We start from the raw sequence: 18,684 nt of genomic DNA, 5'->3' as shown, positions 1-18,684 counted from the left end.
TCATCCTCTGCAGCAACCATATGATGCAAATCTATTTGTAGCTTTACATCATCATTAATTGATACTGTTGTAGAGTCACCGTTACCTATCGGCCAAAACGTAACACCTTGCGTTGGTAAATAGTCTGACATTCTATACTTCCTCAAAAGTTTTCGATTTAGAAAATTATAATGCTATGAACAATAAGTTAATTGCTATTGGGCGTCACCCACGTAACCCCCTCTTGTGAATGTCTGAACAACCCCTAAACTTTTAAATCATAGAGATAGAAAGAGAGTTGTAATACACTAGGTGCATAGTGAAGCATCAGAAAAATTAGGTCAAATGTAGAGTCTTAAAACTGTAGCGAGCATCTACTCTAAATGGTTTTGGGGCATAAGCTTGCCAGTATGTTCAGCTAAATTTGAACTCAACAGGTTACAAGCATATACTACTGATGCTTGCTATGAGAAGCGTGGCTTCGGCTCCACTCGTAGACAGATGAATTCAAATAGCCCTGTTCTCTTCCGCTCATCGAGTATTGACCGCAGGTAGCGCGTAACAGAGCCACTTCTAGTGGCTCTTGTCGTATCTGGATGTTAGAAAAACTAAGATATTTCCCTTCAAGTTTCCATGTACAGATGTGAGTCATAACAAACTTCGGGGCAAAAATGAGCTTACCCCTACAAGGCATCAGCATCTCCACTTCTTAAAATCAAGCTTTCAAGAAGTGACTAATTTTCTGGAAACTGATAGCATCAAGGTTCAGGATTTAGGAAAAACAGCTAAAGAATACTGTTTTTCTGGAAAAGGCTCGTAAGCCTTATCACACTAACCTTTCCAGATTTATTTCAGAATCGACCCGTGTTGGTAGTTCGTACCTCTGCGCCGTGCACATAATGTTCAATCGTTTTGAGTAAGTTTTGATGTTTGCCTTTTGGCGCAATAATTGAAACGGGCTTAATCATCAGTTGATGGTTAAGCAATTGTGCATCGTAACCCGCGAGAAGCATGGGTTTTAACTGATTGATCGCGTCAACAACACCATCAACTTGCCCTGACTCAATCAAGGATTTAGCTTGGTCATGTCCACGATATTCTACCAAGCTCATTTCTGGATAATTAGCGTGAATCAACTCGCCATAAATGGTTCCGGCGGGTACTCCGACGGTTGAGACTTCATCCAAGTCGGCATTAATCAAACTAAAAAGATAGGTGTATTCAATATTGGTTGGGCTTGAGAACTCAAAAAACTCAGCGCGCTCAGTAGTATAAGTAACGTTGGCGGCAAAATCGGCTTGCGAAGTTTTTACGGCATTTAGGATGCTATTAAAGCTTGGATAATAGACATACTCCACCTGCAACCCAAATTGCTCAGAAACAGCATCAAAAAGTATCCGTGAGACGACATCATCCGCCTCCATCACGACCTTATATTTGGTGTTTGCGTACGTTGTGGGTATCAATAGCATGCAAAACACAGTGCACCACATGCGCCAGAGGTAGGTCATCCTTGCTTGTTCCTATTTGAATAGTTATGAATTCTCTTATCTCAAAGATGACCAAGGAACAAAGATGCCCTGGGGATATCATCGAGTCGGATGCCGAACTAAAGTGTCGGACAAACAAGCACTTGTTTAAAAGTATTGTCCTTATCAACCCACTCACCGTTCAAAACATGCGCAATTTTGACACGCATAGTTGAATATGCCAACCGCATATACATCGAACACTGATTGACTATTTATATATCTTGCTCTTGTTCAACACTTCGCAAAATGTAGTCTGTCATCCAAGCTGTACCGAGCAAACAGATCCACACGACAAACACGGGATTGGGCACTTCGATGGTAGGGGTAACGACTAAGGCAGCGAAGCCAACCGTTGGTAGTGTCCAACATAACAATTTACTCCAACGGAATGAGGTCAACTTCGACAAACTTTCCATCGAGGCCATAATGCCTGTAATACATAGAGCCAACAGCGCGGCGTAAGACAAATCAGCTATCCATAACGGCAGAATTAAACCCAGAGCCCACCAGCTATGTTTGTTGGATGGCTTCCAGTGAGAGACTGACCACCAAATAGCAATCACGGCAATAGTTTGGACAAAAGTGACAACGGGTTCACCAGCGAGCTTTCCTCCCGCTTGTGTCACCATAATCCCCACCATTAAGGTCGTCACGATCAAAGCACTTGTCAGCACGACCCCCAAGCTGCTTCGTTTAGAAAATGCGACCATTAATAACGGGAACAGTACCCATAGACTCACGGATAACGTAAACGGTTGATGAGGTAGTGTAAGACCATAAGTGGTCATCGCGGCCATCAATACAAGACCGACCACACCGCCTTGGGGAAAAATCCACAATGCGGGGATGATTAAGGCTAAAACGGGGATATCGCCTTCGCTTAGACTGATACTCCGAGCACAAACCACAGCCAATAACGTTGTCACTAAGAACTGAAATGTAGAAAATACCATGCCCTCTCCTTATCCATTCCTTGGAACTCTGTACTAGGACACTCTGATTATGGACCAGTTTTTAATGCAAATCTTTGCTGTAATTCACCAAATTCCTAGTGGAAAAGTCACGACCTATGGTGAGATCGCAAAACGCGCAGGTTATCCAGGCTATGCCCGTCACGTTGGTAAAGCCCTTGGCAATCTTCCACAAGAGACCAAGTTGCCTTGGCACCGAGTGATTAACAGTCAGGGCAAGATTTCTTTAAAAGGACAGGATCTACTGAGACAAAAAGCCAAGCTTATTGCAGAAGGTGTTGAAGTCAGTGAAGAGGGAAAGTTGAGCTTGAGAAAATATAAATGGCAGCCCTGATGGGCTGCCATTCAATACTCTTTAGTTACGCACACCGATTAGGCGAAGATTGACATTGTCCGTCTGTGCATCATCAGTAATAACCGGATAAGACGTATCAGTAATGAAACGAAGCTGACCATCTACTTCAATACGCGCACTCACACTGTAACGGTGGCGAGCTTCAATTTTGTTAGTATCGTAAGCGAGGTCAAACTCGAAAGGAACTTGCGCACCATTGGTTTCAAAACGATGCTTAGCGATAACTTTTGCTGGAGCGTCCGCCAATGAGACATCTTGTAGAGTCACTGTCACCACTGCATTGTCCGGCAACGCAATGCGCTCACGGTAAGCAAGTGTGCCTGTCACTGAATCCACTCGTGGTTGCTCTTGTTTCTCTGAAGATTGGCAGCCAACCAATACTGCACCTAGTACCACTGACATTACTAACGCTAGTGCCTTTTTCATAAAGCCTCTCTATAACTAATTAAATTCACGAGGATTATAGAAGGCTATTATATGAATGTCATTGTACGCTAACGATTACTGACAAAGTTCTGACTATGCTAGTTCTATGATGACAATTAAAATTTAAACAGCTGTTTTATTTGTCAGTAACTGCGTAAAATGGGTCTCAAATATGGTATTAGAAGGTCACAAATATGAGTAAACCTCTAAACGAGTTGTTGAATTTATTGCAATTAGAAAAACTTGAAGAAGGACTTTTTAGAGGTCAAAGCGAAAACCTCGGGCTACCACAAGTTTATGGTGGTCAGGTTATCGGTCAGGCATTATCAGCGGCTCGCTACACCGTTGATGCGGATCGTACGGTTCACTCATTTCATAGCTATTTTCTCTATCCGGGTAATCCCGAGAAACCTATTATTTACGATGTGGAAAACCTACGCGATGGTCGTAGTTTCAGTACTCGTCGTGTTAAAGCGATTCAAAATGGGCGTCCAATCTTCTACCTCACCGCATCTTATCACGGCGAAGCACCGGGGTTTGAACACCAAAATGTGATGCCTGATATCCCAGGGCCAGAGCACTTTGCGTCAGAGTCAGAGCTTGCTGGCCGCATTGCTCATTTGCTACCAGAAAAATTGCAGAAAACGTTTTGCGGAGAAAAACCTATCGAAATGCGACCGGTTACAGTGGTGAATCCGTTGAAACCTGAAAAAGCGGATCCCAAGCAATATCTTTGGATAAAAGCCAACGGCAAAGTACCGGACAACCAACTTATCCATCAATATTTATTAGGCTACGCATCTGATTGGGGCTTCCTTGTCACTGCGCTACACCCTCACGGTGTATCTCTAATGACACCGAAATTCCAGGTCGCGACCATCGACCACTCCATTTGGTTCCACCGACCATTTAAAGTCGATGACTGGCTTCTCTATGCGATAGAAAGTCCAACTGCAAGCAATACACGGGGACTGGTCCGTGGCGAAATATACAATCGTAATAGCGATCTTGTTGCTACCGCAGTACAAGAGGGTGTGATGCGTTTTACCAGCTAAAGCCATTAAGCCTCCTGCGGGAGGCTTTTAATCGCTGCAGATCGGCAGAGCCGTGGTGTATTTTAAAGGTTCCATGGCAAAAGTAGATGTCACGTTAGAAATACCTTCCACTGAGTTGACCAGTTTTTTGTAGAAGCGATCAAAACACTTCATGTCCTTCACTAAGACTTTCATCATATAGTCGTATTCACCCGCCATTCGATAAAACTCCATCACTTCCGGGAACTCAGAAGCGGTTGAAACAAAATGGCTGTACCATTCATGGGAATGGTCACTGGTTTTTATCAGTACGAAGGCCGTGAACGACAAATCCAATTTCTCGGGATTGAGTAGTGCAACTCGCTTTTGAATAACCCCCATCTCTTCTAGCTTCTTCATGCGCTTCCAACATGGTGTCGTTGTTAGATTGACTGCGTCTGCCAGTTCATTGAGAGACAATGTTCCATCACTTTGTAATAGATCGAGTATTTTTCGGTCAATTTTGTCTAATTCGATATCCATAGAATCACATTTATAGAATTATTTTCTCCAAATAAAGCAAAACGGAGTAAAAAAAGCAAAGTTTTTCTCCCTAATAATCGCTACATTAACGCTATAACGATTCTAAGGAGAAACCCTATGTGTACCGACCATAACTGGATTAACAATGCTGTACGAAAAATCGAAGCAGACTATCAGCGCAGCGCTGATACACATCTGATTAAACTCGATTTGCCAAGTATCGAAGGCGTTGATATTTATCTAAAAGATGAAAGTACACATCCGACAGGTTCTCTAAAACATCGTCTCGCACGCTCTCTATTCCTTTACGCGATTTGTAATGGTTGGGTGGGTCCTGAAACCACGATTATCGAATCTTCTTCAGGTAGTACCGCGGTTTCTGAAGCTTATTTTGCTCGCCTACTTGGCCTGCCATTTATCGCTGTGATGCCTAAATGTACCGCACGCAAAAAAATTGAGCAGATTGAATTCTACGGCGGTCAAGCCCATTTGGTTGATCGTTCTGATCAGATCTATGCAGAATCTCACCGCCTAGCTCAAGAGTTGAATGGGCATTATATAGACCAGTTTACCTACGCAGAACGAGCAACAGACTGGCGTGGTAATAACAATATAGCCAACTCGATCTTTAGTCAGATGGAAATGGAAGATCACCCAGTACCAACTTGGGTCGTAATGAGTCCGGGTACGGGGGGAACTTCAGCTACAATTGGGCGCTTTATTCGCTACCAACAACACGACACTAAGCTCTGTGTTGTTGACCCTGAAAACTCAGTGTTCCATGAGTATTTCAAGACAGGTAACAAAAATCTCACTGGCGATTGCGGAAGCAAAATTGAGGGCATTGGTCGTCCGCGAGTTGAGCCGAGCTTTATTCCTGGTGTTGTTGATGAGATGCGCACTATTCCTGACGCAGCATCCGTCGCAACGGCGCACTGGCTAGAAAAAATCCTAGGTCGTAAGGTCGGGGCATCAACTGGTACAAACTTATACGGTGTACTCCAGCTAGCCTGCGAAATGAAAGCCCGTGGTGAAAAAGGTTCGATTGTGACGCTACTGTGTGACAGCGGTGAACGTTATTTAGATACATACTACAACGCCGAGTGGGTTGAAGAGAACATCGGTGACCTTCAGCCATACATAGCCAAACTTGAAGAATTCGAGGTCACTGGCCAATTAAGCTAACCTAATACGATAAAAGTCAAAGCCCCGTTCACTCTACGAGTAACGGGGCTTTTTTGTATTCACTCAGGTTGATTAACCCTTGTTTTGGCGCGCTTCAAACGCAGCTAGCTGCTCAGGCGTTGCTTTTGGCTGGTGGTTTTGTTTCCACTCATCGTAAGTCATGCCATAAACGCGTTCACGTGCATCATCGATATCGAGATCGATACCTTGGGTATCTGCTTCAGCCTTGTACCATTTGCTGAAACAGTTACGGCAGAAACCAGCCAGAATCATTAAATCGATGTTTTGTACGTCTTTGTTGTCATCTAGATGCGCGAGTAAACGACGAAAAGCCGCAGCATCCAGTTTGTCTTGCTGCTCTTGAGTGAGGTTTTTGTATTTAAATTCAGCCACTTTACTTACCTTAGTATGATTTTTAGCTAGGCTAAAAATACTACCAAGCATTGACAGCTTTAGACAATACAAAAACGCCCAAGCTATGAGCTTGGGCGTTAAACTTTAACGGTTAGGTATCGGTATTAGCCTTGAATACCAACGATTAGCCATGGCGCATTTGGTGTGGTTAAATCACGCTCTAAGTGCCAGATATCTTCGATGTTCTCTTCAATACCTTCTACTGAGTCACGGTAACGACCACTAAACTGTAAGCTTAGTTGCGCTTTGCTTGCATCATAATCCGCACGCACGATTTCAGCATCAACATACATCACATCGGTATGTTGCTCTCCACCGAGTTTCTTACGTTCTGATTTCAGATCTTCAAATAAGCTTGGAGAAACATACTCTTCAATCGTATCTAACTGGTTGTGGTTCCAAGCACCTTGAAGGATACGGTAGTGTTCACGAGATCCATTGATAAAGGCCGCTTGGTCAAAACCCGGTGGGTAGTTATGAGGAACATCACTCTGAGTACCAAAACCAAAACCACCGCTTTGTGCACCTGACTGAGGCTGCTCGAAATTATGTACATTTGGTTGTTCAAATTTAGGCGCAGAACCTCCGAATGCAGGCTGCTGACGATGCTGATTCATACTGCCCTGCTTTGCCCCAAGCATGCCACGCATAAGTTTGAAGATAACAAAAGCAATCAAACCGATGATCAAGATATCCATGAATTGGATACCTTCAAATGCACCACCAAAGAAGGCAGCAAGCAGTCCACCAGCTAACAAGCCACCAAGTAGGCCGCCCATCAAGCCTTTCTTGGTTGAGCTTTGAGTCTTAGTTGTTTGATCTTTACCAATAGTATTGGTGTTTTGTTGTTGCTGTTTTGGCGCAGGCGCAGTTTTAAGACTTTTGCCGAACGATTTTCCGCCACCTAACTTCTTTGCCTCGGCAATCGGCGTGATAGCCACTGAGACCATAAGTAGAGCAACGAGAGAAAAGAGCCGTTTCATATTCTTCCTTTCAAGTTCGTATCGAGGTATTGAATTTTTATTTATTATGGCATCTTACCCTCAGCGGAACTAGATTCATACAAAAACGTTGGCGCGACATGTATCAGAATATTGCAAATTGTCCTTAGCAAAGTTGCGCTATAGGCATTGGCTCATTAGAATATTGAACAATGTTCATTTTAGATTATTCACCATGGCAAGAAGAAACGATCACACTCGCGAAGAACTCATCGCCCTTACATTATCAACGGTAAAGGCGTTTCTCACGACCAATTCGTATCATGAGCTTAGCTTGCGTAAGATCGCAACCATGATTGGTTATGTACCGAGTACACTGGTCAATGTGTTCGGAAACTACAATTTACTGTTATTGCATGTCGTAGCGCAGACCTTAGACGAGCTATCATCTGAAGCCAACCATGTCGTTAACGGCAGCAAAGATAACCAGTCAGCACTATACGAACTGGCCTATTGCTATCATGACTTTGCACTTCGCCACCCAAATCGTTGGCAACTTATCTTCGAGCACAATATGAATGGCGAGACGCTGCCGGAGTGGCAAGCACAACGAATTAATGCCATGACTGGTATGCTAGAACACCTGTTACAAGCACTTGCCCCTCATCGCAGTGAAGCCGATGTGCTAAAAGCAAGTCGCGTGCTTTGGTCAGGTGTGCACGGTATTACGCTACTAAGCGTCGATGACAAGTTCTTCAGCGATCAGCCTATCGATGGCAAGGAGTTGATCGAGAATTTGCTCTCAAACTACCTGACTAATTGGTAACATCCTAAATGTTAAGGATCACTAATGTCTGATAGCCAAAGCTCTTTACTAAGGCAGAAACGATTTCTGCCTTATTTCGTCACACAGTTTTTCGGCGCTTTCAACGACAACATTTTTAAAAATGTTCTGCTGCTGTTCGTCGCTTTTGCTGGCGCAGGTACCTTACCCATTTCCAGTGATTTATTCATCAATCTCGCGGCAGGTCTGTTTATTCTGCCCTTTTTCCTTTTTTCAGCCTCCGCGGGTGTATTGGCTGACAAATATGAGAAATCTTGGTTTATTCGCAAGGTTAAACTCGCTGAGATCGGCATCATGTGTTTAGGGGCAATCGGCTTTATCACCGAAAGTTACACTATACTGCTGATACTGCTGTTCTTGATGGGTACGCAATCTGCGTTTTTCGGTCCGGTAAAATATGCGCTTCTGCCTCAGCAACTCAAACCCAATGAGTTAGTCCCAGGCAACGCTTTAGTCGAAACCGGCACATTTCTCGCGATTTTAATCGGCACTCTTGGAGCGGGGGTTATCGCCTCTTCTGAAAGCGCCAAATACATCGCGGCAGCGTCCGTCGTTATCTTCGCGCTGCTTGGCTACCTCGCGAGCCGTTCTATTCCTGTAGCGCCTGCCAGTGCGCCAACGCTCGAGTTCCGTTGGCAACCAATCAAGCAAACCAAACAAACCATCGCCATCGCCAAATCAGATCAGACAATCTTCCGCTCATTAATGGCGATCAGTTGGTTTTGGTTTCTGGGCGCGGCATACCTGACCCAATTTCCTAACTTCACTAAGATCTACCTTAATGGCAGTGAAAGTGCCGTCTCATTTTTACTTGCGCTCTTTTCCATAGGTATTGCGCTAGGTTCGCTAGCGTGCGACAAACTCTCAAACCATCGTATTGAAGTTGGTATCGTGCCGCTCGGCAGTTTTGGGATCACCGTGTTTGGCGCATTAATGGCGTTAGCGGTTCCACAACAGTTACCAGAATTTGCTCATTTTTCAGACTTTGTGGCATACCAACCTTTGTGGCCAGTATTTGCATACCTATTTCTGCTTGGTGCTTCTGGCGGTGTCTTTATCGTCCCACTATATGCGCTGATGCAACAACGAGCAAAAGTCGATCAACGGGCACAGGTTATTGCCGCACTCAACATTTACAACTCTCTATTTATGGTCGGTAGTGCCATTCTAGGAATTATTTGCCTATCTGTTATTGGCCTTTCTATTCCTCAGTTATTCTTGCTGCTGGCGGTACTCAACATGTTGGTGGCGACTTACCTGTTTTCTCAAGTCCCTATCTTTGTCGTCCGCTTTCTAGTCTGGATACTTACTCACACCATGTACCGAGTGACCCATAAGAATCTGCATAATTTGCCAGATAAACAGGGCGCTCTACTGGTTTGCAACCATGTCAGCTATATGGATGCTTTGTTGCTCAGCGCCGTTTGTCCAAGGCTCATTCGATTTGTAATGGAAGAAGATTATGCCAATACACCTCCTTTGCGCCGTTTTCTCAAGCGCGCGGGAGTTATTCCCATTTCGGCAACTAATCGCCGCTCAATAGTAAGAGCATTTTCAGAAGTGGAGCAGGCACTGGCCGAAGGACACATTGTCTGTATCTTCCCCGAAGGTCGCTTGACCTCCAATGGTGAGATGAATCCATTTATGCGCGGTATGGATCTGATCCTCAAACGTAGCCCTGTTCCTGTCATTCCTATTGCGCTAAAGGGCATGTGGGGAAGTTACTTCAGCCGTCATAAAGGGGCAGCCTGTAAAGGGTTACCAACGCGATTTTGGTCAAAGATTGAAATTGAAGTGGGTGAGCCGGTTGACCCTAAATCAGCGTCTACGGAGACGATGTTTGAAAAGGTCTCGACACTAAGAGGCGACTGGCGCTAGGTCTATCATAACAAAACACGGCTGTTCAGTTTTTCTGAACAGCCGTTCAAAACATTCAGCTCTATTTATCGCTTTGGGTACGCTACACTTGCGGTTGATCTCAACTCACCAAATCAATAATGAATAAGCTTACCAAACAGTTGCCATTTTGGCTTGCTCTTGCAGTTTGCCTAACCCCTTTTATCACCTCTCCTACTGCACTTGTGATTGGCTTCTTGCTCGCTTCACTTGGCTTTGTTCCTGCGGAATTCAATCTCGCCAAGGTCACTAAAAAGCTGCTTACCTACTCGATCGTTGGCTTAGGTTTCGGTATTCAGTTTGAACAGGCCCTCGCGGTAACATCGAATGGTATCGGCCTGATTGTCACCACCATTTTTGGTACCTTGGTAATTGGTTGGTGGGTTGCAAAATGGATCGGTCTCAACAGAGAGACGGGGTATCTGATCTCTGCTGGCACAGCAATTTGTGGTGGCAGTGCGATCGCTGCTGTATCACCAGCGATAAAAGCGAGCGATGAACAGATAGGTTTATCTCTCGCGACGGTATTTGTTCTTAACTCTATCGCCCTGTTTATCTTCCCGGTGATTGGTCATGCGTTGAACCTTGACCAGCACACGTTTGGCACCTGGGCAGCCATCGCGATTCATGATACCTCATCCGTGGTTGGTGCCGCGTCTGCTTATGGTGAAGAAGCACTGACAACGGCGACAACGCTTAAACTGGCTCGAGCACTATGGATCATCCCTGTTGCACTGTTTAGCGCGTTTTTGTTCCGTAGCGACTCAAAGAAAGTCACCATTCCATACTTCATCTTGTTTTACTGTGTCGCGATAGTGGTAAGTGATGCCCTCCCCCAATTTGATGCGCTCTATCAGGGCATATTTGACGTAGCGAAACGTGCGTTAGTGGTCTGTTTATTCTTAATTGGCTGCGGTATTTCTGTCGAGAAACTCAAGTCGGCGGGCGCCAAACCACTGATGTTTGGTGTGACTTTGTGGATACTGATTTCAACCACGTCATTAGCATGGCTTACGTTGGTTTAACGCTTTTCTGTATCAAGTTCTAGCGATTGACGTTTTTGCTGTTTAGTGCTTGAGGCGATAGTAACAACCAGCAAAAACGCCGAGAGCTCAGCTAATGCCTTGACTAAACCCTCACTTTGCAGGGCAACCGTTATCTGAAGTAACACGGCGATAACCAAGAGTGCTTTCATTGCTTCTTATATCCAATTCCATATCTCAATAGAGGTATTATGAATTAAGGTTATAAGATTGCTAAATTCACATTTGGACTATGAAATGTCGAAATTAACTAAGTTGACTTTCCAGCCACTGTTTAACCTTTTGGCGCGATACTTTTATCCCACCCGCTAACAGTTCCAGTGGCATCTGATAATAGGCCTTCGGCCATTTGAATTTAGTTAGCTTAAGTTGTAACAGTAATTCAATCTCCGCTTGTTCAGGTAACTTTTCACACTGCAATACCGCGACAGGTCGATGTCCATATTCGTCATCTTCGATAGGCACGATAATCGCTAGCTGGATAGCATCTAATTGGTTGAGCACTGCTTCTATTTCCTCACAATGAATGTTCTCCCCACCAGAAATAAATTGGTTGTCCGCTCGACCGATGATCACCAACTCGTCACCTAACCACTGACCAAGGTCTTTACTATCAAACCAGCCATTGTCAGCTATTGGCGTCAGTACTCCTTGCTTGTAGTAACCTGAAGCCAGAGTATCACCACCAATGTAAATGCGCTGACCATCCAGTTTTACCAAGCGTTTGGGTAATACGCTCCCCGCACTATAAACTGCGTCTATCTGTTTAGCGGTCACTGTTGAAGCCGCTTCTGTCATTCCATATCCGAGCCAGGTTTCAATCCCGCGCTCAGCGGCTTGCTGGCTTAGTTCCAAAGGGACATGACTCCCCCCCAGTAAAACATGGCTGAGAGCCAGAGTTTCACTACTATCGAGCAAGCGTTTTAGCTGGGTTGCGACCAGTGATGCATGGCTGACATCCGAAATATCTTCGCTTAAATTACCTGTACCTATTTTGAGAGTTGCGCCAGTCGCAAGCCAACGATAGACAATCGCTAAACCAGATACGTGGTACATAGGCAAACTCAATAACCAAGTATCACCTGGCTGGAAGTGAAATTTTTCGAGTAGACCCTGCGCTGAGGCAAGATGGTGCTGCGATGTATGAGCAACCGCTTTCGGTATGCCCGTTGAACCAGATGTAAATACAATCGAAGCGATAGATTTGTTTTGGTAATGGCTGTGCCAATCTTCGATTTCAAACTCTGACACTTGAACATGATACCCCGTCGTAGGCACAGGTGTACCTTGATCCGACCATAGGTAAGCATTGTCTGGATTGGGGTACAGGGTTGCCAGTTTGCTTTTAAGCTCACTTTCACTCTGCGGCATAGTAAGCGCACAAATGGCTCCCTGTTCGAGGCAGGCGAGATAAAGCAGCAACAATTGAGGACTGTTCTTACCCACGCAAGTAACTAGGTCGCCAACGGATACGCCTTGTTTACCTAAAGATGCAGCTAGGCGTTGTACTTTTTCGGCGAGTTCAAGCCAAGTGTAACCTTGCTCAGGAGTCTCTAAAGCATACAAAGATGGGCTCAGTTGAGCCCATTTATTGACAGGTGATAACTCTGCTTTCATTCTGACTGCCAAATCAATGCTTGGTCCGACAATGAAGTCAGTGGCAATTCGCAACCTGGCCAAGCAACTTCTAGCTGCTGAGCGAACAAACCCACAGTATCAAGACCTGGTATTTCGTCAGGTAACTGCCAATGTGCCAGTCTAGCCAACTGAGTTAAACCAAGACTTGATTCAATACTCGAACTCACAACCGCTTTGATCCCCAGTTCCTTAGCTCTTTGAATCAACGCGATACAGCGTTCAACAGAGCCAAGTAAAGTCGGCTTGATGACGATCGCTTTAGCACCATTGAGATCTTCAAGCTTAAAATCATCGCGACGAATCGCATGCTGAAGCGTCTCATCCCAAGCGATAGCAATTCCAGTATCAATCGCAAAAGAAAAACTGTCACCCGGCACTTGGCAGGGCTCTTCGATAAAGGCAATACGTCCTCTTAACGAAGGCGCGATCTTCTTAGCAAACTGTTGCGCTTTTTCAGCACTCCAAGCTCGGTTGGCATCTAATCTTAGTGTGAGGTCAGGAATAGACTCCAAAAATAGACTCACTAACATCCCGTCACGAATAGGCTCATACAGCCCGACTTTGATTTTTGCTACTTTCTGACCGCTCATTGCGTTGAGCTTAGGAATGAGCTCATCAGGATCCCCTGAGCAGAGTGGAGCAGCTTGATACACACCGTGCTGTGGAAGCTGTTGCGTCAATTCCATTTGCGCCATTGAAAGACCAAACGCAACCGATGGATACAGACCATCAAAATTAAGCTCCGCGCCTTGTTGCCACAAAGCCAGTTGCTCGACGAGCTGTGAATAGGCTTCATCCATGGTCTCAATACTAAAACCCGCAAGAGGAGCAACTTCACCAAGACCAGTGTCACCGTCAAGCGCTAACTCTACGACAAAACCTTCGCGCTGTTTCAACCTCTGATCACGCAGTATCACACCGCTGTCCATCGGCAGTTCATAGCGATAGAGTTTGGCTGATCTCATAACAATATCCTTTTCATTATTGATATAAATGTAGCATGCATTGGATATTTCACCCGTTCGTTCGCAAACATCTAGGTTATCGCTTCTACAGCAAGTCGAGGACGTGAAAGATGACGCATCCTCGAATCGCTATCACGATTAGAACTAAGATATTAACGACAAATTATGGGTTGCGTGGAAACTTGTTAAAGTCCGGACGGCGCTTTTCATTGAAAGCATTGCGACCTTCCTGACCTTCTTCAGTCATGTAGAACATCATGGTTGCGTTGCCAGCTAGCTCTTGAAGACCCGCTTGACCATCACAATCTGCGTTCAACGCGGCCTTAAGACAACGAAGCGCCATTGGGCTGTGCTGTAATGTCTCACGACACCAACGTACGGTTTCTTTCTCAAGATCTTCTAGAGGCACCACGGTATTGACTAGCCCCATGTCTAGCGCTTCCTTCGCATCATAGAAACGACATAAGAACCAGATTTCACGAGCTTTTTTCTGACCAACAATACGTGCCATGTATGACGCGCCCCACCCCCCATCAAAGGAACCTACTTTAGGGCCAGTTTGACCAAACTGTGCATTCTCAGCGGCAATCGTCAGATCACACATCATATGCAGTACGTGACCACCGCCTACAGCCCAACCTGCAACCGAAGCGATAACAGGCTTCGGACAAGTACGAATCTGACGTTGGAAATCCAAAACGTTTAAGTGGTGCGTACCTGAGTCATCTCTGTAACCACCGTAATCGCCACGAATTTTCTGGTCACCGCCAGAACAAAACGCTTTCTCACCTAAACCGGTAAGGATAATAACGCCGATACCTTCGTCATAACGTGCATCGGCAAGCGCGTTGATCATCTCTTTTACCGTTTGAGGGCGGAACGCATTACGAACCTGTGGGCGGGCGATAGTAATCTTAGCGATACCATCTTCAGATTTGTGGTACTGAATATCTTCATATTCACCGCTGCAGTCATTCCAGTGTACTGGTGCGTATAATTCTTCTTCTGAGATACCGACTGTTTTTGCCATGGTGATTCCTGTTTGTTTACCAATTGACTCAAAACAAACTATACAAAGGTTTGTTTTATTTGAGTTTTAACGATTTCGGCAAAAGCTTGGGGCTGTTCAACATGAACATTATGCCCAGCCTCTGCAACTTGGCTGAAAGACAAACCGCTTCGTTTGGCCAACTGACTAAACTTATCGTCTTTCTCGCCACAAATATAATGTACTGCTACTGCGGATGAGCTGAGCGCATCCAACAAATAATCTTGCTTTGCCAGCGAGGTCGCTAGCATCATGTTTGCCACTTGTGGCCCTAGGTTAGCACTGCGTTTAGCGATCAGTTTTTGTCTTTGCGCATGATTTAGTGAACTAAACACCGCCTGCTGATACCAATCGCTTAGCACCTGTTCAATTGGCTGATTCGTAAAACGTTCAGCCCACTGAACATCGTACTCCCACCTTGCTGCTCTATCCATTGGGGATGGCAAACCAAAGTTTCCCCCTTCAACAATCAATTGCTGAATATTAAGCCCCGCAAAGTGATTGTTCACCACACCATTCATTGCGATGCGACCACCCATTGAGTAACCAATCAGTACTATAGGTCGATGAGGCTCGAACTGGGTGAGAAGAGTGTCAGATATTTGATCACAACACTCTTTAAAATTGTTACAACTGTTCAACCCACTCAAGCCATGACCGGGTAAATCAAGACAAACGGAAGGGTAATTACTTAGGTAATCTATTGTCTGTTGCCAATCTTTTCCACAACCCAGTAAGCCATGCAAAAAGACCAGCACTGGCTGTGCTGGGTTATGGGCCAAATGCTGAGAAGCCTGACTATAAAGCATGAATCTGTTGCGTAAATTCTCTTAACTGACGGGAAGCTTGCTCCGCGGGCGTTTGCACTTCGATAACCAATCCACCCACACCATTCTCAACATGGTTGTCGATCAGTTGCTGATATTCCGCCAACGTTTCTGGCTTAGCGTAAGCAAGATGAAACTGTCGAGCGGCATGTTCAAACTCAAAGCCATGGGGCATTTGATACAAAGCTTGTTTTTGTTGCTCTGGAACAGGCAGTAAATCAAAGATGGCACCACCATCATTATTGGTCACCACGATGACAACCGGTGTTTGCTCATGGGTAAACAGCGCTAATGAGTTGATATCGTATAAAAGCGATGTATCGCCAATGAAGAGAACCGTTGGCTGTTTATTTGCCCGTACCACTCCCGCAGCACTAGCGACTATGCCATCAATCCCTGACGCCCCTCGATTGCTATAAACTTCAACGCCATCAAAACGGGCAAACATATCCAAAAGGCGTACAAACAGACTATTGCCGATAAACAATTGTGCTTGCTTAGGCAGTTGAGGCGCGGTTAGAGCCAAAGCGATTTCAGATAGAGGCGCATCGCACGAGAGATGCAACGAAGCCAAACTATTGACCTGTTCAGAGACAGCACACAACTCATCAGCCCAACCTGAATTCGTTTGAGCAATTGGCGGCAATATCGCTAACAAGTGCGAGATCCAACTCTCTACAGAGGCAAGATGATGCACTTGCATCATATGGCTCGCGTTATTACGGTCGAAACTCGGCGCAACATAGTGATAATCGGCACCGGTGGTTTTGATATGCTTAGCTAACCACTGATTCAGACGCTTCGATACGATGCGCGAACCCAGTTGCAAAACTAACTCACACTGCTGTAAGGCTTCCGATTGATTGCTGTTCTGCAACCATAGATCGTAGTGTGACCAAGCCGAGCTTTGTCCGGACTGTGGGTCACACATGATTGGCCAACCTAGCCGCTCAGCCAACTGTTTGGCAGCAGATGCTTCACTGCGCGTCACACTACCAAGCACTATCAGGCCGTTTCTTCGCGAAAAATCACTGACATTCAGTTGTGGACTCTGCAATGGGTAACTCTTACTCGTAAACGGTTTGTCGCTTTGCCACCACAAGCCCAATTGGTCACTATAGCTTTGGTATAAACCCTTAGGTTCAGCGCTATAAAGTGGTTCAGGAAATGGGCAGTTAACATGAATCGCACAGCCCTTTTGCTGTTGCTCAGCCAGCGCTTGGTCGATTGTCGTTAGCACCCAATTGAGTGGAATATTCAACGATGGACTGGGTAGGTCAACCGCACAGGTCACATGGCTAGAAAAGATCCCAAGTTGGTTGATGGCTTGGTTAGCACCACAGCCAACCAGTTCGACGGGTCTGTCCGCGGTAAGCACCACCAGCTTTTCGCCAGTAAGTTTTGCTTCCGCAATAGCGGGAAGAAGATTCGCGACTGCCGTTCCTGATGTCACAACAACAGCGACAGGTTTACCACTTGCTTTCGCAAGGCCTAACGCCAAAAATCCCAGCCCACGCTCATCAAAATGCGTGTGGAGGTTTAGTTGTGGATTTTCATCCGCTTCCAATGTCAAAGGCGTTGAGCGAGAGCCAGGAGCGATACAAATTTCACGCACACCAAATCGGGTCAGTTCTTCAAGTATTACCTGACTCCAAATGCGGTTTATCACTGCTTGATTAGCACTTAAAACTTCCGCGTTCATCTAAGAAGCGACTCCTAACGGTGCGTTATCTGATATCAGAGACAACAGTGTCGACATTTTTTTATCCAGCTCTTGCCATTCATATTCCGCCACCGAGCCAGGAACAATACCTGCACCGGCAAATAACTGGACATGGTCATCGAGGATCAGGGCGCTGCGAATTGCGACACAAAACTCAGCTCTCTGGTGACTGATAAAGCCCATCGAGCCTGCGTACCAACCACGAGCAAAGGGTTCATGTTGCTGAATAAATGCCATCGATTCTTTGCGCGGCAAGCCCGCAACTGCTGCGGTTGGCTGTAACGCACTCAACAACTGCACGCCATTAACACCTTTATTCAAGTGGGCGTGAATGCTGCGTTTTAGGTGCTGAACCTTACGTAAACGAACTAAGCGAGCCTCTTGTTCCACCTCTACATGTTCAGAGTGCGGAGCTAGACGCTCGATAATATCGTCTACAACATATTGATTTTCATTGAGGTTCTTGCTGTCGTTGGCCAACCAGTTAGCCAGTTCCATATCCTGAGTGGCATTGCTACCTCGTCCTATCGTACCGGCGAGCGCTTCCGTATAAAGTTCCTGATCTTGACGCAGGTAAAGACGTTCCGGCGTTGATCCGATAAAACTATGCTTCCTATCTAACGACAGTAAAAAGTGAAAACTATGGTGATTGTGTAGATAGCTTGATTTTAAAAACTGAGCCGCACATAAGGGCGCATCAAGCGTGACCTCTGTTTTACGAGCCAAAACGACCTTTTTAAACTCGTTATTGCTAATGCCTGTCAGGACTTTATCTACCAACTCCCCCCACTGACACTTATCAGGCGTATGCTGGATATTTTCGACATGTGCCGTAACGGGCATAAGAGGTTTAACGTCAAGCTGCAATTTGCATAGGCTAGCGAGAGTGCGGTGTTTTTCTGCCGTTAAGTTCACCGCAATAGACCAACTGTTATCAAAGCGAATCAGCTCTATCTGCGGTAGAAAAAAGAACGAAGACATGCAGCGACGATTCTTGCTCGTCTGTCCGTCAAATGAACGCCCTCCCCATATACGCTGATCTTCAGCCAATATGGCATAAGCGGGCGCAGGGTCGACAAATGTATGTAACTGGCCTAGCGCGACCACTTCTTCACGAGTATCGCGCGATTGCCAATAGAACTGAGGGAAAATCGGCTGAGCCTCAAGCCAGTCGATAAACGCAAAGTCCGGTTTTTCCTCAAGAACTTGAACCAGACGAGTGATACCGTCTCCTGCATCCTTTACGCGTTCGATCAGTTCAGTAACGGCTTGATGAAAATTAGACAAATCAGCCTCGTATGCATGGGGATTGTTATTCATTGTAGGTGGTTACTCTATTTA

The 18,684-nt window shown here is 45.5% G+C and carries 18 protein-coding genes and 1 pseudogene; 6 read left to right on the top strand and 13 right to left on the bottom strand.

Annotated elements, in window-relative coordinates:
• Window positions 1-854 precede the first annotated feature (854 nt).
• A pseudogene (locus DA100_RS03150) lies at window positions 855-1,451 on the bottom strand (transporter substrate-binding domain-containing protein); the annotation flags it as partial.
• 272 nt (window positions 1,452-1,723) lie between these two features.
• Window positions 1,724-2,464, bottom strand: coding sequence for a hypothetical protein (locus DA100_RS03145; protein ID WP_138970838.1), 741 nt, complete (start codon window positions 2,462-2,464; stop codon window positions 1,724-1,726).
• A gap of 49 nt (window positions 2,465-2,513) precedes the next feature.
• Between DA100_RS03145 and DA100_RS03140 the strand changes: the two genes are divergently transcribed.
• The gene (locus DA100_RS03140) at window positions 2,514-2,816 is read left to right on the top strand and encodes a DNA base-flipping protein (protein WP_138970837.1); all 303 of its coding nucleotides are present in this window, start codon (window positions 2,514-2,516) and stop codon (window positions 2,814-2,816) included.
• A 21-nt stretch (window positions 2,817-2,837) separates the two neighbouring features.
• On the opposite strand, the gene DA100_RS03135 is transcribed toward DA100_RS03140, so the two are convergent.
• Window positions 2,838-3,263 carry a YbaY family lipoprotein gene (locus DA100_RS03135; RefSeq protein ID WP_138970836.1) on the bottom strand — a complete coding sequence of 142 codons (426 nt, stop codon included), beginning with the start codon at window positions 3,261-3,263 and terminating at the stop codon, window positions 2,838-2,840.
• A 194-nt stretch (window positions 3,264-3,457) separates the two neighbouring features.
• On the opposite strand from DA100_RS03135, the gene tesB reads away from it, so the two are divergent.
• Entirely contained in the window at window positions 3,458-4,318 is an 861-nt protein-coding gene (tesB, locus tag DA100_RS03130) for an acyl-CoA thioesterase II (RefSeq protein ID WP_138970835.1), read from the top strand.
• Window positions 4,319-4,345: 27 nt separating this feature from the next.
• On the opposite strand, the gene DA100_RS03125 is transcribed toward tesB, so the two are convergent.
• Window positions 4,346-4,819, bottom strand: a complete 474-nt coding sequence (locus DA100_RS03125; protein WP_171052125.1) for an Lrp/AsnC family transcriptional regulator — start codon at window positions 4,817-4,819, stop codon at window positions 4,346-4,348.
• 117 nt (window positions 4,820-4,936) lie between these two features.
• Here DA100_RS03125 and DA100_RS03120 point away from each other — a divergent pair, with 117 nt between their 5' ends.
• A complete protein-coding gene (locus tag DA100_RS03120; RefSeq protein WP_138970834.1) occupies window positions 4,937-6,004 on the top strand; it encodes a PLP-dependent cysteine synthase family protein in 1,068 nt (355 codons plus the stop codon).
• A gap of 72 nt (window positions 6,005-6,076) precedes the next feature.
• Here the strand turns inward: DA100_RS03120 and DA100_RS03115 are convergent, their stop codons facing one another.
• Window positions 6,077-6,397 carry a DUF1244 domain-containing protein gene (locus tag DA100_RS03115; protein ID WP_171052124.1) on the bottom strand — a complete coding sequence of 107 codons (321 nt, stop codon included), beginning with the start codon at window positions 6,395-6,397 and terminating at the stop codon, window positions 6,077-6,079.
• Window positions 6,398-6,522: 125 nt separating this feature from the next.
• On the bottom strand, window positions 6,523-7,401 hold the full coding sequence (locus tag DA100_RS03110) for a Tim44 domain-containing protein (protein ID WP_138970832.1): 879 nt from the start codon (window positions 7,399-7,401) through the stop codon (window positions 6,523-6,525).
• A gap of 193 nt (window positions 7,402-7,594) precedes the next feature.
• Here DA100_RS03110 and DA100_RS03105 point away from each other — a divergent pair, with 193 nt between their 5' ends.
• The 3 genes from DA100_RS03105 (at window position 7,595) to DA100_RS03095 (ending at window position 11,124) form a co-directional block, all read left to right on the top strand.
• Window positions 7,595-8,185 (top strand): TetR-like C-terminal domain-containing protein, encoded by a 591-nt coding sequence (locus DA100_RS03105; RefSeq protein WP_138970831.1) that lies wholly within the window; start codon window positions 7,595-7,597, stop codon window positions 8,183-8,185.
• A gap of 24 nt (window positions 8,186-8,209) precedes the next feature.
• Complete coding sequence (locus tag DA100_RS03100; protein WP_138970830.1) at window positions 8,210-10,081, top strand: MFS transporter; 1,872 nt, start codon at window positions 8,210-8,212, stop codon at window positions 10,079-10,081.
• Between the two features lie 119 nt (window positions 10,082-10,200).
• Window positions 10,201-11,124: a putative sulfate exporter family transporter gene (locus DA100_RS03095; protein WP_138970829.1), complete on the top strand. Its 924-nt coding sequence runs from the start codon at window positions 10,201-10,203 to the stop codon at window positions 11,122-11,124.
• On the opposite strand, the gene DA100_RS20830 is transcribed toward DA100_RS03095, so the two are convergent.
• The 7 genes from DA100_RS20830 to DA100_RS03065 form a co-directional block, all read right to left on the bottom strand.
• Window positions 11,121-11,294 (bottom strand): hypothetical protein, encoded by a 174-nt coding sequence (locus DA100_RS20830; protein WP_171052123.1) that lies wholly within the window; start codon window positions 11,292-11,294, stop codon window positions 11,121-11,123. The genes DA100_RS03095 and DA100_RS20830 overlap by 4 nt on opposite strands.
• A 94-nt stretch (window positions 11,295-11,388) precedes the next feature.
• Complete coding sequence (gene menE / locus DA100_RS03090; protein ID WP_138970828.1) at window positions 11,389-12,759, bottom strand: o-succinylbenzoate--CoA ligase; 1,371 nt, start codon at window positions 12,757-12,759, stop codon at window positions 11,389-11,391.
• Window positions 12,756-13,745 (bottom strand): o-succinylbenzoate synthase, encoded by a 990-nt coding sequence (gene menC / locus DA100_RS03085; protein ID WP_138970827.1) that lies wholly within the window; start codon window positions 13,743-13,745, stop codon window positions 12,756-12,758. The genes menE and menC overlap by 4 nt, the downstream gene beginning before the upstream one ends.
• A 163-nt stretch (window positions 13,746-13,908) precedes the next feature.
• Window positions 13,909-14,775, bottom strand: coding sequence for a 1,4-dihydroxy-2-naphthoyl-CoA synthase (gene menB / locus DA100_RS03080; protein WP_138970826.1), 867 nt, complete (start codon window positions 14,773-14,775; stop codon window positions 13,909-13,911).
• Window positions 14,776-14,813: 38 nt separating this feature from the next.
• Window positions 14,814-15,602: a 2-succinyl-6-hydroxy-2,4-cyclohexadiene-1-carboxylate synthase gene (menH, locus tag DA100_RS03075; protein ID WP_138970825.1), complete on the bottom strand. Its 789-nt coding sequence runs from the start codon at window positions 15,600-15,602 to the stop codon at window positions 14,814-14,816.
• A complete protein-coding gene (gene menD, locus DA100_RS03070; RefSeq protein WP_138970824.1) occupies window positions 15,592-17,322 on the bottom strand; it encodes a 2-succinyl-5-enolpyruvyl-6-hydroxy-3-cyclohexene-1-carboxylic-acid synthase in 1,731 nt (576 codons plus the stop codon). Before menD ends, menH begins: the two co-directional genes overlap by 11 nt.
• Window positions 17,323-18,663, bottom strand: a complete 1,341-nt coding sequence (locus DA100_RS03065; protein WP_138970823.1) for an isochorismate synthase — start codon at window positions 18,661-18,663, stop codon at window positions 17,323-17,325. It lies immediately after the preceding gene.
• Between the last annotated feature and the right edge of the window lie 21 nt (window positions 18,664-18,684).

Source organism: Vibrio sp. Hep-1b-8 (assembly GCF_006124995.1).
Taxonomy (GTDB): domain Bacteria; phylum Pseudomonadota; class Gammaproteobacteria; order Enterobacterales; family Vibrionaceae; genus Vibrio.
The sequence above is the reverse complement of the archived record's forward strand: the minus strand, read 5'-3'. Positions and strand labels throughout refer to the sequence as shown.

Bases quoted from the DNA above. Each gene is read 5' to 3' on its own strand.
- menH (WP_138970825.1), bottom strand. From the start codon at position 15,602: ATGCTTTATAGTCAGGCTTCTCAGCATTTGGCCCATAACCCAGCACAG.
- DA100_RS20830 (WP_171052123.1), bottom strand. From the start codon at position 11,294: ATGAAAGCACTCTTGGTTATCGCCGTGTTACTTCAGATAACGGTTGCC.
- tesB (WP_138970835.1), top strand. From the start codon at position 3,458: ATGAGTAAACCTCTAAACGAGTTGTTGAATTTATTGCAATTAGAAAAA.
- menC (WP_138970827.1), bottom strand. From the start codon at position 13,745: ATGAGATCAGCCAAACTCTATCGCTATGAACTGCCGATGGACAGCGGT.
- DA100_RS03110 (WP_138970832.1), bottom strand. From the start codon at position 7,401: ATGAAACGGCTCTTTTCTCTCGTTGCTCTACTTATGGTCTCAGTGGCT.
- DA100_RS03095 (WP_138970829.1), top strand. From the start codon at position 10,201: ATGAATAAGCTTACCAAACAGTTGCCATTTTGGCTTGCTCTTGCAGTT.
- DA100_RS03120 (WP_138970834.1), top strand. From the start codon at position 4,937: ATGTGTACCGACCATAACTGGATTAACAATGCTGTACGAAAAATCGAA.
- DA100_RS03135 (WP_138970836.1), bottom strand. From the start codon at position 3,263: ATGAAAAAGGCACTAGCGTTAGTAATGTCAGTGGTACTAGGTGCAGTA.
- DA100_RS03065 (WP_138970823.1), bottom strand. From the start codon at position 18,663: ATGAATAACAATCCCCATGCATACGAGGCTGATTTGTCTAATTTTCAT.
- menD (WP_138970824.1), bottom strand. From the start codon at position 17,322: ATGAACGCGGAAGTTTTAAGTGCTAATCAAGCAGTGATAAACCGCATT.
- DA100_RS03105 (WP_138970831.1), top strand. From the start codon at position 7,595: ATGGCAAGAAGAAACGATCACACTCGCGAAGAACTCATCGCCCTTACA.
- DA100_RS03140 (WP_138970837.1), top strand. From the start codon at position 2,514: ATGGACCAGTTTTTAATGCAAATCTTTGCTGTAATTCACCAAATTCCT.
- menE (WP_138970828.1), bottom strand. From the start codon at position 12,759: ATGAAAGCAGAGTTATCACCTGTCAATAAATGGGCTCAACTGAGCCCA.
- DA100_RS03125 (WP_171052125.1), bottom strand. From the start codon at position 4,819: ATGGATATCGAATTAGACAAAATTGACCGAAAAATACTCGATCTATTA.
- DA100_RS03100 (WP_138970830.1), top strand. From the start codon at position 8,210: ATGTCTGATAGCCAAAGCTCTTTACTAAGGCAGAAACGATTTCTGCCT.
- menB (WP_138970826.1), bottom strand. From the start codon at position 14,775: ATGGCAAAAACAGTCGGTATCTCAGAAGAAGAATTATACGCACCAGTA.
- DA100_RS03145 (WP_138970838.1), bottom strand. From the start codon at position 2,464: ATGGTATTTTCTACATTTCAGTTCTTAGTGACAACGTTATTGGCTGTG.